At 59.1% G+C, this 14,147-nt stretch carries 10 protein-coding genes; 2 read left to right on the plus strand and 8 right to left on the minus strand.

Translation table 11 applies throughout. The annotated features are described in order from the left end of the window. Nucleotides 1-5: 5 nt before the first annotated feature. The 7 genes from ACA065_RS16410 to ACA065_RS16440 are packed head-to-tail and all read right to left on the minus strand — an operon-like array spanning nucleotide 6 to nucleotide 6,455. Complete coding sequence (locus tag ACA065_RS16410; protein ID WP_497690583.1) at nucleotides 6-830, minus strand: amino acid ABC transporter ATP-binding protein; 825 nt, start codon at nucleotides 828-830, stop codon at nucleotides 6-8. Then, nucleotides 817-1,500, minus strand: a complete 684-nt coding sequence (locus tag ACA065_RS16415) for an amino acid ABC transporter permease (RefSeq protein ID WP_497690584.1) — start codon at nucleotides 1,498-1,500, stop codon at nucleotides 817-819. The genes ACA065_RS16410 and ACA065_RS16415 overlap by 14 nt, the downstream gene beginning before the upstream one ends. After that, nucleotides 1,490-2,215 (minus strand): amino acid ABC transporter permease, encoded by a 726-nt coding sequence (locus ACA065_RS16420; RefSeq protein WP_497690585.1) that lies wholly within the window; start codon nucleotides 2,213-2,215, stop codon nucleotides 1,490-1,492. Before ACA065_RS16420 ends, ACA065_RS16415 begins: the two co-directional genes overlap by 11 nt. Then, complete coding sequence (locus ACA065_RS16425; protein ID WP_497690586.1) at nucleotides 2,212-3,414, minus strand: aminotransferase class I/II-fold pyridoxal phosphate-dependent enzyme; 1,203 nt, start codon at nucleotides 3,412-3,414, stop codon at nucleotides 2,212-2,214. Before ACA065_RS16425 ends, ACA065_RS16420 begins: the two co-directional genes overlap by 4 nt. Continuing rightward, nucleotides 3,411-4,832: an FAD-binding oxidoreductase gene (locus ACA065_RS16430; protein WP_497690587.1), complete on the minus strand. Its 1,422-nt coding sequence runs from the start codon at nucleotides 4,830-4,832 to the stop codon at nucleotides 3,411-3,413. Before ACA065_RS16430 ends, ACA065_RS16425 begins: the two co-directional genes overlap by 4 nt. Beyond that, nucleotides 4,825-5,631, minus strand: coding sequence for a transporter substrate-binding domain-containing protein (locus tag ACA065_RS16435; RefSeq protein WP_497690588.1), 807 nt, complete (start codon nucleotides 5,629-5,631; stop codon nucleotides 4,825-4,827). Before ACA065_RS16435 ends, ACA065_RS16430 begins: the two co-directional genes overlap by 8 nt. Nucleotides 5,632-5,633: 2 nt before the next feature. After that, nucleotides 5,634-6,455, minus strand: a complete 822-nt coding sequence (locus ACA065_RS16440; protein ID WP_497690589.1) for a transporter substrate-binding domain-containing protein — start codon at nucleotides 6,453-6,455, stop codon at nucleotides 5,634-5,636. A 244-nt stretch (nucleotides 6,456-6,699) separates the two neighbouring features. Between ACA065_RS16440 and ACA065_RS16445 the strand changes: the two genes are divergently transcribed. Together ACA065_RS16445 and ACA065_RS16450 are read left to right on the plus strand one after the other, a co-directional pair. Continuing rightward, nucleotides 6,700-7,551: a LysR substrate-binding domain-containing protein gene (locus tag ACA065_RS16445; protein ID WP_497690590.1), complete on the plus strand. Its 852-nt coding sequence runs from the start codon at nucleotides 6,700-6,702 to the stop codon at nucleotides 7,549-7,551. A 528-nt stretch (nucleotides 7,552-8,079) separates the two neighbouring features. Continuing rightward, nucleotides 8,080-8,382, plus strand: a complete 303-nt coding sequence (locus ACA065_RS16450; RefSeq protein WP_497690591.1) for a hypothetical protein — start codon at nucleotides 8,080-8,082, stop codon at nucleotides 8,380-8,382. Between the two features lie 1,142 nt (nucleotides 8,383-9,524). Here ACA065_RS16450 and ACA065_RS16455 read toward each other — a convergent pair. Further along, nucleotides 9,525-13,964, minus strand: coding sequence for an Mcf1 protease effector domain-containing protein (locus tag ACA065_RS16455; protein WP_497690592.1), 4,440 nt, complete (start codon nucleotides 13,962-13,964; stop codon nucleotides 9,525-9,527). Between the last annotated feature and the right edge of the window lie 183 nt (nucleotides 13,965-14,147).

The raw sequence follows: 14,147 nt of genomic DNA on the forward strand, positions 1-14,147 counted from the left end.
TCTTATCAGACTGACAGGCTGTAACGGCTCAAATTGGTCAACAGGTACGGGTCGTGGGCGATGGGGCCACGGCGCCCCGAATCACCCAGGGCATGGCGCAGGAACGTCTGGGTGCGTTCGCTGCCGGGGTTCTGGAAGATCTGCGCGGCGCTGCCGTGCTCGACAATCACGCCGTTTTCGGTGAAGTACACCAGGTCGCTGATCTCTTCGGCGAAGCGCATTTCGTGGGTGACCAGCACACAGGTCATGCCCTCTTCGGTGAGTTCGCGGATCACCGTCAGCACTTCGCCGACGGTTTCCGGGTCGAGTGCCGAAGTCACTTCGTCGAACAGGATCAGCTCCGGGCGCATTGCCAGGGCGCGGGCAATCGCCACGCGCTGCTGTTGGCCGCCGGACAACTGGCCGGGATAAGCATCAGCCTTGTGCTCCATGCGCACCTTGGCCAGCAGCGCTCGCGCGTCTTTTTCGGCGTCGGCACGGTTGCGGCCGAGCACTTTGCGTGGGGCGATCACCAGGTTTTCCAGCACGGACAGATGCGGGAACAGGTTGTATTGCTGGAACACAAAGCCGACGCGCTTGCGTAGCTCGATGCGCTGGGCTTCATGGGCCAGGGTGTCGACGCGGGTTTCACCCACACGAATGCTGCCGCGCTGGGGCTGCAACAACCCGGTGATGCAACGCAAAATCGTGGATTTGCCCGAGCCGGACGGGCCGATGATCGACACGGCCTGGCCACGATGCACATCCAGGTCAATGCCCTTGAGCACCGGGTTGCTGGCGAACGACAGGTGGATATCCCGCAGGCTCACCAGGGGTTCAATAGAAGGCATAGCGGCGCTCCAGGTGTTGGGTCAGGCGGGAGATCGGATAGCAGTAGGCGAAGAACAGCACCAGCAGGCTCAGGTAAATCACCACGGTAAAGCCGGTCAGGTTCACGGTGTTGCTGGCGATCTGGGCGGTGTCGATCACGTCATGCACACCCACCAGGGAGGCCAGCGCGGTGCCCATGGTCACCACCGCATACAGGTTCATCCACGGTGGCAACATGCGTTTGAAGCACTGCGGCAGGATGATCGAACGGAACAGCTGGCCACGGGTGAATGCCAGTGAGCGCGCAGCTTCCCATTGGGTGCTGGGGATCGAACCGATGGCGCCCCGGAAGATCTCCGCCACGTTGGCACTTGCGGGCAACGCCAGGCCAATGGTGACCTTGACCCAGTCGGGGAACGACACGTAGCTGCTGCCGATATGGATCTCGAACGGGAACACATAGGTGGTGAAATAGATCAGCACCAGCCACGGTGCATTGCGAAACACCTGCACCCACAGCCGTGCGACAAACCCCAGCGGCGACAGCGCCAGCGCGCCGATCAACAGGCCGAGCAGCGAGCCGATGGCAATCGCCAGCAGGCTGATCAGGATGTTCTGGCCAAAACCTGCGACCAGCGCCGGCGACCACTGCCACAACGCCGACAGCACCGGGAATGAATCAATGGCCATAGCCGGGCATCCTCAGGCGCGCTTCCAGCCAGCGCCCCACACAATTGACGATAAAGCTGAGCAGGCCGAAGAAACTCAGGATCAGGATCATCAGCTCCAGTACGTTGTCGCTTTGGGTCCAGATCATGATCGCGGCGTAGGTGATGTCGCCCACGGCGATGGCCGAAGCCACCGCGGTCATCTTCACCAGGTCGATCAGGTTGTTGATCAGCGACGGCAAGGCAAAGCGCAGTGCCAGCGGCAGCTGCACATTCCATAGCAATTGACGACTGCTGAAGGCCAACGAACTCGCGGCTTCCAGCGTCACCGCAGGCACCGCCTCGATGCCGGCGCGCAAAGCCTCGGCATGAAACGCACCCTTGTGCAGGGAAATCACGATCACCACCCAGGCAAACGGCGTCAGCGGGTTGGCCGCGCCCACCGCTTGGGTCAGCAGCATGTTCAATACCAGGAAGGCGCAATACAGCTGCACCAGCGTCGGCGTATTACGCGTGACCTCGACAAACACCCGTGCCGGTTTGGCCAGCCACGGGTTGCCCGAGGTCAGCATGGCCGCCAGGCTGATGCCCGCCAACAGGCTGCCGACAATGGTGAACAGGCACAGCAAGCCGGTGGTCAGCGCGCCCTGGACCAGCGTGCCGCGTTGGTAGGCGTCCAGCAGAAAGGTGTAGTTCAGGCCGAACCCGGCAGCCCAATGGACGAACGCCTGCATCATTGCAACTGTCCGCAGGCAGCCGCGATCCGCCGCCCCGCCTCTGCCACGCTGTCGGTCGCAGTGGCGATGGACAGGCGAAACCACGGCGACAGGCCATAGGCACTGCCCGCCACGCCGGCCACGCCCTCTTCCAGCAACCAGGCCACCAGGTCTTCGTCGCTGTCGATGCGCTGGCCGTCCGGGCGAGAGCGGCCCAACAGCCCGGCACAGCGCACGAACACGAAAAAGCCGCCTTGGGGTTCGAGGACTTCCAGGCCTTCAACGTTTCTCAGCGCGGCAACCAGAATGTCGCGGCGCAATTGATAGGCCGCGACCTGCTCCGCCAGAAAGCCCAACCCGCCGCTATAGGCCGCCAAGGCCGCCGCCTGCCCTACCGATGAAGCACCGGAAGTGGATTGCGATTGCACCACCACCATTGCATCCGCCAGTTTTTTGGGCCCGGCGCCAAAGCCGATGCGCCAGCCGGTCATGGCGTAGGTCTTGGACACGCCGCCCACCAGTAAGCAACGGTCAAGCAAGTCCGGCGCGACATTCAGCAGGCTTTGGGCCGGGTGACCGTCAAAGCGGATGTGTTCGTAAAGCTCGTCCAGCAGCACCAGCACCTGAGGATGGCGGCGCAGCACCTCGGCCAACTCACGCAGCTCGTCGGCGTTGTACACCGCACCACTGGGGTTGCCGGGGCCATTGAGGATCAGCCAGCGCGTGCGCTGGGTGATGTGTTGCTCCAACTGCGCCGGCCGCAACTTGCAGCCCTGCTCCAGCGCGCATTCGATAAACACCGGCTCGCCGCCGTTGAAGCGCACGCTGTCCGGAAACGACGGCCAGTAAGGTGTCGGCACCAACACCTCATCGCCGTCATCCAGCGTGGCAGCAAACGCGTTGAAGATGATTTGCTTGGCGCCGTTGGCAATCACGATGGACGACAACGGATAGTCCAGACTGTTTTCTGCGCCCAGCTTGCGTTGCACTGCCAGGCGCAACGCCTTGACGCCCGGCGTCGGCGTGTATTTGGTGGCACCCGCCGCGATGGCGGCGTAAGCGGCTTGTTTGATGTGTTCCGGGGTGTCGAAATCCGGCTCGCCGGTGGTCAGGTCAAGGATATCGCGCCCGGCGTCACGCAATTCGGTGGCGCGGGATTTGGCGGCGGCGTTGGCCGACAGCGCGACGCGCTGCACGCGTGTGGACAAGCGTACGGTCATGGCTGCACCTCAAGGACTTTGCCGGGGTTGAGCAGGTTATGTGGGTCGAGCGCCTGCTTGATGCGGCGCATCAGGTCCAGCTCCACCGCGCTCTTGTAGCGGCTGAGCATGCCGACCTTGCGCTGGCCGATGCCGTGTTCGGCACTGATCGAACCACCGTGGGCGTGGGCGCTGTCATGCACCAGGGCGCTTAACTCGGCGTAATGGGCCATGTGCGCGTCCACCGTTGAATCCAGCGGGTGTGCCACGTTGTAATGCAGGTTGCCGTCGCCCAAGTGGCCGAAGGTGAAGTTGCGTACGCCGGGGAAGTGCTGCTGCAGCAATGCATCGGTGTGCGCGACGAACGCCACAACCTGGGAAATCGGCACCGAGATATCGTGCTTCATAGTGCGCCCGGCGCGCTTTTGCGCCTCGCTCATGTTCTCGCGCAGCAGCCACAGGGCCTCGCTTTGCGCCAGGCTTTCGGCGATCAAGGCATCACTGATTAGTTGCTGTTCGAAGGCATCGCCCAGCACCTGTTCGAAGGCTTCGCGGGCATGTGCTTCGCCGTGATTATCGGAGAGCTCAATCAAGGCAAACCAAGGCTGGCAGGCTGTTTTGAAAGGCTGCGGGCCGTCCGCAAACTGCTCGCGCAACAGCGCCAGGCAATCGGCGGTGAGCAGTTCGAAGGCCGTCAGGTTGGCGCCAAACCCGGCGCGGGCATGGGACAGGAACGCTACCGCCTGGGCCAGTTCATCAAAGGCTAATAACGCCGTAGCCTGGGCTTGCGGCAACGGGAACAACTTTAAGGTGGCAGCCGTGATAATCCCCAGCGTGCCTTCACTGCCGATGTACAAATCGCGCAGGTCGTAGCCGGTGTTGTCCTTGCGCAGGCCACGCAGACCGTGCCAGATCTCGCCTTCAGCGGTCACCACTTCCAGGCCCAGCGTCAACTCGCGGGTGTTGCCGTAACGCAGCACGGCGGTGCCGCCAGCATTAGTGCCCAGGTTGCCACCGATGGTGCAACTGCCCTCGGCGCCCAGGCTAAGCGGGAACAAGCGGCCGGCCTCGCGGGCCACGCCCTGGATGTTCTGCAAGATACAGCCTGCTTCCACCGTGAGCGTGTCGTTATCGGTGTCGACCTGGCGCACGCGGTTCATGCGGTCGAGCAACAGCAACACCGAACGCCCGCTGGCATCCGGCGTGGCGCCGGCCATCAGCCCGGTGTTGCCGCCCTGCACCACGATGGGCGTGCGCAAGGCCACGCAGGCACGCACCACCGCGGCCACTTCGTCGGTAGTGGCCGGGTGCACCGCCGCGATGACCTGGCCGGTGTAGCGACCCTGCTTGTCGGTGAGGTACTGGGCCGCTTCATCACTGGTCTGTACATGGGCCGCGCCGAGCAGTTGTTGCAAGGTAGCGAAAAGCGCTTCACTCATGGCTGTACTGCTCGTGCAGATCACGCAGGGCCTGGGACGGCGCCATGCCGGTGCGTTCGCCGAGGGCGATCAGGAAACCGCTTTTATGCCACTCGCGCACGATGGCATCGAGCTTGGCCTGGGTGTCGTGTTCGCCCTTGCGAACCCAGATCACCGATTTGGACGGAATCAGGTCGCCCGGCAGTGGAATTTCATAGCCGTCCCACTCGGCTTCGCTGAGCAACGCATGCATGGTCGGGCTGACGTGCACCGCCGCCACACACCCATTGCCGCGCAGCGACAACAACGATTCGGACTGGCTGCGGAACGCCTTGATCTGCGCACCGTAGGTTTCCTGCAGCGGCTTGATGAAGTTGCTGCCCTGGGACACGCACACCGGCTTGCCCTTGAGATCGGCCCATTGTTTGATCCCGGCACCTTTGCGAATCAACGCCGCGCCGCCGACTTCTTCATACGGTGTGGGCACGTAATCGAGGATCTCGGCGCGCTCTTCGGTGAACTGCATATTGGCGATCAGGATGTCGACCTTGCCCTGTTGCAGGAACTGCACGCGGTTGGGCGCCAGCACCGAAACGGTCTTGGTCTCGACACCCAGTGCCTGGCCGATACCTTTGGCCAGTTCGACGTTGTAGCCCAGGTGCTCGCCGGTCTTGGGGTCGATGGTGCCGAACGGCGGGCCGCTGAGGATCACGCCGACGCTGATGGCATGGCGTTGCTGGATCTTGTCGAGGGTGGCATCGGCGTGGGCGAAACCGGCGCACAGGGCCAGGCCAAGTGCGGTGAGGGTTTTAAACGGCATGCTCAGGCCCCCTTGAACTGGTGTTGCAATTCCACCAGCGCCGGCGATGCCGGGCTGATGCGGTTACGGGTCTGGGCGTCGATCAGCCAACCGCTGCGGTGCAGTTCCTTGACGATCGGGTCGAGTTTGGCCTGGGTGTCGCTTTCGCCGCGACGGGTCCAGATCACCGACGGCGCCGGGTTGAGTTCCGGGCTGATGGCGCGGTAGTCCTTCCATTCGGCGCTGTCGTTGATCAGCGGGTTGATCAGGGTGGAGTCATGCACCGCCGCCACGCAGTTGTTGCCACGCAGGGCCAACAGCGATTCGGACGAGCTCTTGAATGCCTTGATCTGTGCGCCGAACTCGGTCAGCGGCTTGACGTAGCTGCTGCCCTGGGAGGTGCACACGGGCTGGCCCTTGAGGTCTTCCCAGCGGGTAACCTTGCTGTCCTTGAGTACCGCCGCGGTGCCGCCGATGCGGTAGAACGGGGTTGGCACAAAACCGAGGATTTCACCGCGCTCGGCGGTCCATTCCATGTTGGCGATCAACAGGTCGACTTTGCCTTGCTGCAGGAACTGCACGCGGTTGGCGGGCAATACCGGCACCAGCTGCACTTGGGCGTTAAGCTGACGCCCCAGTTCGTTGGCCAGGTCGACGTTCAAGCCCTTGGGCTTCTGCGTGGCCGGATCAATGCTGCCAAACGGCCCGCCGGACAGCAGCACGCCAACCACCAGCACATGCCGCTGTTCGATTTTGTCCAACGTCGCATCGGCCTGGGCCGCCACGCTGCCGCCCAGGGCGATCATCGATCCCAGGGCCACCGGCAACCATTTCTTGAACATCATTGGACTTCCCCCTGGCGAATGATCGGCGTACCCCGACCTGATGGAGGGGCATGCTAGGGAGAGTGCGCCAGCAACGGAAATGCAAATATCTCATATCGTTATAACTTGCCGTGTAAGGGCGACCTTTGATTCAGGCATAACCCTTTATTTGCTGGCACTTATAAAAATCCGCCTCAACAACACATTAAAATCTGTAATGTTTAACTTCACAGTCCTGATATAAAACCGCCTTCGGAAATGGCCTATGTCGACGCTAGACCTGGAACTGCTGCGCACTTTTATCGCCGTGGTTGACCACCACAGCTTCGCCGAAGCCGGCACGCACCTGGCGCGTACCCAGTCGTCCGTGACCCAGCACATGCAGCGCCTGGAGCAGCAAGTGGGCGTGAGCCTGTTCGAAAAGCGCGGCCGTCAGAAGCAGTTGACCGAGCCGGGCTTGCAGCTGCTGCGGCATGCGCGGCTGATGCTGTCGCTCAATGACGACGCGTTGAATTCGCTGCGTGAAAGCAGCTTGAGCGGCGTGTTGCGCATTGGTTCGCCGCATGACATCGCGGACACTATCTTGCCGCCGATCCTCAGCCACATCGCCCGCTCGGCCCCGCGTTTGCGCCTGGAGATTGATGTGGGGCGTAGTCCGTTTTTGATGGATGACTTGCACCGGGGCAAGGTGGACATGGTGATTTCCACGCGTTCGGATCCGAACCTGGAGGGGTTTGCGTTGCGTACTTCACCGGTATGGTGGATTTGTTCGGCGCAGTACATTCACCAGCCCGGTGAACCGCTACCGTTGATATTGGTGGATGAACCGAGCATTTATCGGCGGTATGCGCTCGAGGCGTTGGAGCAGGCGAATATTCCTTGGCGGCAGGCGTACCTGGCGTCGAACCTGATTGGCATCAAGGCCGCGACCCGCGCGGGGTTGGGGGTGACGCCGCGCAGCATGGAAATGTTAGGGCCGGACATGCGTGTGTTGGGGGAGACGGATGGGCTGCCGCGTTTGCCTGAGGTGACGTATTACTTGTGGATTCGGCCGAATACGGCGAATCCGATTGCGCGTAAGGCTTATGATTTGATTCGGGGGAGTCAGGGGTTGTGAGGTTTTTGTCGGGGTGGGGGTTGTGTACATATCCGTTATTTTTGTGATGGCTGATATGGGTTCCGCTCTTACAGCGGGTCACTTTTGAAAAGAGCCCAAAAGTAACCAAAAGGCTCTTGCCCCACCACTCGGCACCTCGCCTAGGCTCGGTGTGCCCTCACGCAGGCTTTGGAGCGGGGGCCGCCGCGATGGGCCATCCTTGGCCCAGCGCGGCTAAACCGGCGTCCTGCCGGTTTACCCCCGCTCCAAAGCCTGCGTTCGGCCAGCGTGGTTGACGGGGCGCCTAAGATCAAAATCAAGATCAAGATCTACAGCACGGCGGCCTAGTAGCCGACCTGAGTGGTTAGATCAAAAGCAAAATCGAGGCGGCCTGGCAGCCGACCTGTTTACTGAAGCTGTTCTCGGTCTAATTGTGGGAGCGGGCTTGCTCGCGAATGCGGTGTGTCAGTCAGCTTATTTGTAACTGACACACCCCATTCGCGAGCAAGCCCGCTCCCACATTTGGAGCTCAGTACATCAGGTAGATGTATGTACTCGGTCAAAGGTGGGAGCTGGCTTGCCTGCGAAGGCATCAACTGTGTCTCACTGATGTGCCGAGGTGTCTGCATCGCAGGCAAGCCAGCTCCCACAGAAAAGCAGGTCTCTCTTTGCCCTGTTTTTGCTGTGCTGTTGCCCTGCTTCTGCTTCAACCACTCAGGTCGGCTACTAGGCCGCCGTGCTGTAGATTTTGATCTTGATCTGACAGGCCCCGTTAACCACGAGTGGTTAGATCAAAAGCAAAAGCGAGGCGGCCTGACAACCGACATGTTGTTGGAAACTGAACTCGGTTGAATTGTGGGAGGGGGCTTGCTCCCGATGGCGGTGTGTCAGTTGATGTAGCTGGTGAATGGCCCACCGCATTCGCGAGCAAGCCCGCTCCCACATTTTGAGCTCAGTACATCAGGTAGATGTGTGTACTCGGTCAAAGGTGGGAGCTGGCTTGCCTGCGAAGGCATCAACTGGGTTTGCCTGATGTACCGAGGTGTCTGCATCGCAGGCAAGCCAGCTCCCACAGAAAAGCAGCTCTGCTTCTGATCTGTTTTTGCTGTGCTGTTGCCCTGCTTCTGCTTCAACCACTCAGGTCGGCTACTAGGCCGCCGTGCTCTTGCTTTTGATCTTGATCTGACAGGCCCCGTTAACCACGAGTGGTTAGATCAAAAGCGAAAGCGAGGCGGCCTGACAGCCGACCTGTTGTTGGAAACTGAACTGGGTTAAATGTGGGAGGCGGCTTGCTCCCGATGGCGGTGTGTCAGTCGGCTTATTCTTAACTGGCCCACCGCATTCGCGAGCAAGCCCGCTCCCACATTTTGAGCTCAGTACATCAGGTATATGTGTGTACTCGGTCAAGTGTGGGAGCTGGCTTGCCTGCGATGGCATCAACTGGTTATGCCTGATGTACCGAGGTGTCTGCATCGCAGGCAAGCCAGCTCCCACAGAAAAGCAGCTCTGCTTCTGATCTGTTTTTGCTCTGCTGTTGCCCTGCTTTTGCTTCTACCACTCAGGTCGGCTACTAGGCCGCCGTGCTGTAGATTTTGATCTTGATCTGCTTTTGATCTGACAGGCCCCGTTAACCACGATGGCCGAACGCAGGCTTGAATCCGTGGGTAACCCGGCAGGACGCCGGGTTAGCCGCGCTGGGCCAAGGATGGCCCATCGCGGCGGCCCACGGATTCAAGCCGGAGTGAGGGCATGCCGAGCCTTAGCGAGGCACCGAGTGGTGGGGCAAAGACCTTTTGGTTACTTTTGGGGCGTTTGCCAAAAGTGACCCGCTGTAAGAGCGGAACCATACGAAGCCGTTACCGCAGCAACGGATATGTACTCAGCAATAACCCTGCGTAAAACCATAGCCAAACCCGCACGATTAGCCAACTCAGCAACAGCGTAATCCGGCACCGAGACCAACAACCGCGCCAGCAAGTTAATCCTCCCAGCCCTTAAGCTTCAGGCTTGCCACCCCCAACCTTCATGCTGCTCACTTGCACAACACGTTTGGATGAACCCGCTTTGCGCGGGGCATTGATCGTCATCATCACGCCGTCGTCAGTGATGAATTTCAGCCGGACGTTATCCGCTGTCGAGCCATCGGGATAGGCATTCTTGACCGTCAACAGTCGCGTCTTCCCAGGTGCATCGCCGTTCAATGTTGCGACCAAATTCCCTTCGGGCGTAACACCCCAGTCGCGGATTTGAGCGGCGCTGTAATCCAGCCTGACAACGCTGTCGGCCGTGTCATTGATGGTCACGGGCCGCTGGTTCTTGTTAATGATGTAAATATTCGCATCACCCTGCCCGACGACAGTGGCGCCGCCATTGATCACAATGACGTTCGCGCCTTTACCGGTTAAAACCGTGTCGTTCTTGCCATTGAGCGTCAGCATATTGTTCTGATCATCGCCCTGGATAAAGCTTTCCCCCTTTTCAACCGTGGCGGCATTGGAAAATGAATGAAAGCGCGCAATGGGCGCTGCGCCTTGAGTGTTCGAGTCAGGGGTATTGACCGCAATCGTACCGGTTTTGAAGTCAATCACATGCCCTAGATAGGTGGCTGTCGCAGGCTCGCGAACGACCGTGAATTCAGTGCTCAATTCGCCGGAAAAATTCAGTGTGTTTCTGCCTTCGCCCCCCCAGAACTCGGAACCCTTCTGTTTGATGCCGCTCGCTCCAGCCTCCCGAACTTGCCGGGCTTGCTCCAATGTCTGGCGCGCATCGGCGGTGAAGATGACCGTATCATCGGCCTCTCCTCCGCTTATCAGTTTTTTGCCAGCGCCCAACGAAAAATAATTGGGTTTGGTCTGCACGCCCGACACCGTGTCGTCCCCGTCGCCCAAGTCCCAGAGCGTGGCTTTTTTCTCCCCCCCAACGCCTTCCACAGGAGGCACCAACTTGCCGTTCCAGGATTCGGGAGGTGCGTTAAGACGATCGTTTCCTCCCTGGGTTTTGACGTTGGTGACTTTGCCATCCACTTTGATCTGGTTCAGCACATAGGTAATGGGCGCCCACCAATGCTGCCCGGTAAGCCCAACCCTCCCCGGAATCTGCGTGACCTCAACCTTCACAGAGCCGAATACAACACGTTCAAAAAGATCCTTGCCTGGCCCCTCCAGAAATGTTTTGTAGCGCTCCCGCTCCCTCGCTTCGTGCTCCTTGGGTATCTTCGCTTCCAAAAAGGGCTTCATAACGTCAAACCCCGGTTCAAAGCCCAGGAACGCCTTCGCACCGATCGAAAACTTCTGCTGTCCGGTCAGCGGTATGTGTTCATTAATGTCCTCTACGGTACGCACTGCCGAGTAAATTGCCTGGGCACACATCAATACCCCCGCCGCAATCAGCCCTGCCGGCCCGGCTGCACTAAAGCCCGCCAGATAAGCGGCGGTCAAGGCCATCGAGGTGGCAGCATTGGCGACTGAAAAGGCGCCATTGACGTAGTGATCCTGAGCTTCCTTGCCTGTGCTTTGCCCCGCTTTTTTGAACGAATCGACGGCATTCACCGCATCAAAAGGCACGCTGAATACCGTTCCGGCCGTACCCGCGACTTTCCCGATCATTTTGCCGATACTGGCGGCCTGGAAGCTGAGTATGGTGGGCGCTGCCTTGCTGACCACCTTCTGCGCCACTGTGTTCAGGCCAACCTCTATGCCCATGCCGACATAGTCAGCCCCCACGGCACCGAGGCTTATGGCGCCCGCCGTGGTATCACCACGATTGAAACTGTCGATGGCACTGCGCAACCCCTGAAAGGTACTGAAAGCCTGAAACCCGAGACCCGCCGTGTGCGTCGCTCCTGGACTGTCGGGGGATCCCGAGGAGAAGAAATTCGCAGGGACCGGCTTGTTGCTGCGCTGTATCTCACTGATTTCGGCGGCCTGTCTCGACATGTCACGGGCGGATGTTTGCAGGGTCTCAAAAAAGGTGCTTGCGTCGCCTTTGTTGATCATGGGTGACGCGCTCACACTGCGTTGGGAGGCGATCTCAGTAAACGCATCAGCGGCTCTGACATCGTCGCCACCGCCCTTGAGATACGCCTGGAAACTCGGATAATCCAAGTGCATTGCGCCAGCTGACTTGCGACCATCCGGATCGTCGACCAATGGATTTTCGACCGGCTTGCCATTGATGCTGTACCCCATTTTGTACAGTTCGACGCGACTGAATTGTTTTTCACCCATGTTGATCAATGGCCCGGCATCATCGAGTTTTTGCAGGCGCAGCAGTACTGCCTCATTGACGTGCGCAAGCGTCAGCGGCGGTGGTGCGTAAATGGAAGGTGCGGCGGAGGGTCTCCGCGCAGCGGCGGCGCCTGCGCGCAGGGCGCCGTCTCTGCGCACAGGCGTGGGCCCAGTACCTGAAGCAGGCGGAGAGGTGACTACAGGCTCAGGCCCCACGGCGCTGCCAGTTGGCGCGAAAATCCTGTCGAGTTCGGCCGTGGTGTGCTTATCAAGCGCCCCATCGTAGAGACGCGCGGTGAAGGCTTCCGTCACAAACTCCAGTTGGTTACTGCCGGCACGCGCACTGAGAGCGGGCCCGGAGGGTTCGAACCTTTGTTTATTGTTAATGACCTCGAGGAAACCTTTGGGGTCCGCTTGGTAATAGCCCAGCGTGCCAAACTTGCCCGCGAGCGATGCAGCTTGCTTATTCGCCAAGGGAGGTTCGCCCTTGTGCCCAGCAACAATGCCTACTCGATCTGCAACGGAGTCGCCACGCTCGCCGAGGGTGAAAAAATCGCCACCGATAATCAAGGTGGGCTTTGTGTCGGTTATGCGCAGCTGTGTTTGCGCCTGATCGCCGGGGCTGGCAATGATCACTTTGATCTCCCGGCCCACGGCCTCGAAGGTTTGCGGGGCGTGCTGTTTAAGTTTCAATAGCGCAGCATCCACCGCCTCAATCACGACTTTGAACCTGTCGGGGTCAGCCTTGATATGACTGTGCATATCAACTTCTACACCCTGCAAGACCTTAACCTGAGACTTGGTTACTGCACCTAACTCACGCTGGGGCAGATCGGCCCGCTGTTTCTCCATACGCTCGAAGGCATAGGGATACCCAACAGGCGCAGCCGCCTCATTTATCACGTTGAGCAACGTTCGCTCAAGTACCTTCATGTCCTTTACGAGGGAAGCATCTGGATGGTGAGCTATAAACTGTCGGGCGGCCGCCAATACACTTACCGTGTCATGAAACTGCGACATTCCCTTGGACTCATGCAGTTTTTCCAGGCCCTTTGACACCTTTTGATAATCCGCCAAAGGCGCACCTTCGGGTGCCGGTGCTCTAATGCCAAATTCCTTCGGCGTCGGTACGACAGAGGCCTCAATCACCTTTACTTCATCGAGACCGGCCAAAGGAACGTCATACATAAATCTAATGCCGCTCAAGGTGGGAGCAGCCTGCCGAACATGATGGGGATTGAATACACTCATATGATAAAAACTGTCATTAATCGGCTTGTTAAAGCCCTTCAGCCTGGCACTGGTAAATACCTTCTTTAATCCTTCGTCAAAAGCCTCCTTGGAAGAAAACTCGATAAAAGCACCGTTCGGATCACTGAAGTAGTAAGTTCGCTCCTTATCGGGCCCCACGATCACACCGGCTGTTATGCGATGCTCGGAACTGGTGATCAACATTGTTTTTGTCGTAGGCGAATCAGTCAGTTCGGCTGCAATAGCCGTATAGGGGGCATCTTTGGAGGTTGCACGGTCATGCGCGCCATTCGACTCGACCAGCAACTGCACCTCGGCAAGCTTACGAAAAAAAACCTGTGATTCAGGCTTGTCGGGGTAGGCAAGGGCCTGATAAATATTACCAAGGAAAATATGCTGTTTACCCTCTCTCACGGCCAACGACAACAGATGTGAAATCGCCGCACATTCGCCCTCGCTTGATTGGTTGATCACCGAGAGATAATAACCTTGAGGCATGGGTGTGACCTTCACCCCGCTGCCCGATAACTCCTTCGAAAACACGCGCGAGTAGTCATGTTCCTTGTTGATCAAACGCTGCTCATTGATACGGGTTAATGCCCCGAGTTGTTCTGGCGTTATCGACGGACTCAGCGCCAACCTCATCAGCGCCACGTCGCTCATCTTGTCAGAGTAACCGGGGATCACTACAGCAGAGGGCCTGTTGAAGCCCTGCATAAATTCGCTGTGCGCAGGCCCCACTTTGGTTTCACTGGTTTTATTTATAAAGTGCATGGGTACTTGAGCGGTTTTGATCTTTTCAGGCCTCGATGTCTGGCCGGTGTCCGTCACCTTGGCGGTGTCCCTGCGTGCCCGAGTGTGAGCCGTTACAGAGGCCTGGTCGGGCACCAAGGGGACGCTCTGGTCAGGTACGGTGGCAGGCAAGAACGGATGAGCGAGCGAAGACAATCGTTGCATGGATAGTTCCGTGTATATATCGATGGGCCTGTCGTCCATGTCAGCGTGAGTCCTGATCAGGCGAACATACAAATTCACTCCACGGGTAACTATCGGATTTATCCGCCCCTGCTTCTCGTGCCCTCTTTACAACAAAAACAGCGCCAACAAAAAAAGTTCGAGACCCACGGTCCGCGCCCTGAA

Source organism: Pseudomonas sp. LBUM1640, assembly GCF_059716225.1.

Coding starts and splice junctions, on each gene's coding strand:
- ACA065_RS16435 (WP_497690588.1), bottom strand. CDS start 5,631: ATGCCGTTTAAAACCCTCACCGCACTTGGCCTGGCCCTGTGCGCCGGT.
- ACA065_RS16425 (WP_497690586.1), bottom strand. CDS start 3,414: ATGACCGTACGCTTGTCCACACGCGTGCAGCGCGTCGCGCTGTCGGCC.
- ACA065_RS16455 (WP_497690592.1), bottom strand. CDS start 13,964: ATGCAACGATTGTCTTCGCTCGCTCATCCGTTCTTGCCTGCCACCGTA.
- ACA065_RS16445 (WP_497690590.1), top strand. CDS start 6,700: ATGTCGACGCTAGACCTGGAACTGCTGCGCACTTTTATCGCCGTGGTT.
- ACA065_RS16450 (WP_497690591.1), top strand. CDS start 8,080: ATGTACTCGGTCAAAGGTGGGAGCTGGCTTGCCTGCGAAGGCATCAAC.
- ACA065_RS16430 (WP_497690587.1), bottom strand. CDS start 4,832: ATGAGTGAAGCGCTTTTCGCTACCTTGCAACAACTGCTCGGCGCGGCC.
- ACA065_RS16420 (WP_497690585.1), bottom strand. CDS start 2,215: ATGATGCAGGCGTTCGTCCATTGGGCTGCCGGGTTCGGCCTGAACTAC.
- ACA065_RS16415 (WP_497690584.1), bottom strand. CDS start 1,500: ATGGCCATTGATTCATTCCCGGTGCTGTCGGCGTTGTGGCAGTGGTCG.
- ACA065_RS16410 (WP_497690583.1), bottom strand. CDS start 830: ATGCCTTCTATTGAACCCCTGGTGAGCCTGCGGGATATCCACCTGTCG.
- ACA065_RS16440 (WP_497690589.1), bottom strand. CDS start 6,455: ATGATGTTCAAGAAATGGTTGCCGGTGGCCCTGGGATCGATGATCGCC.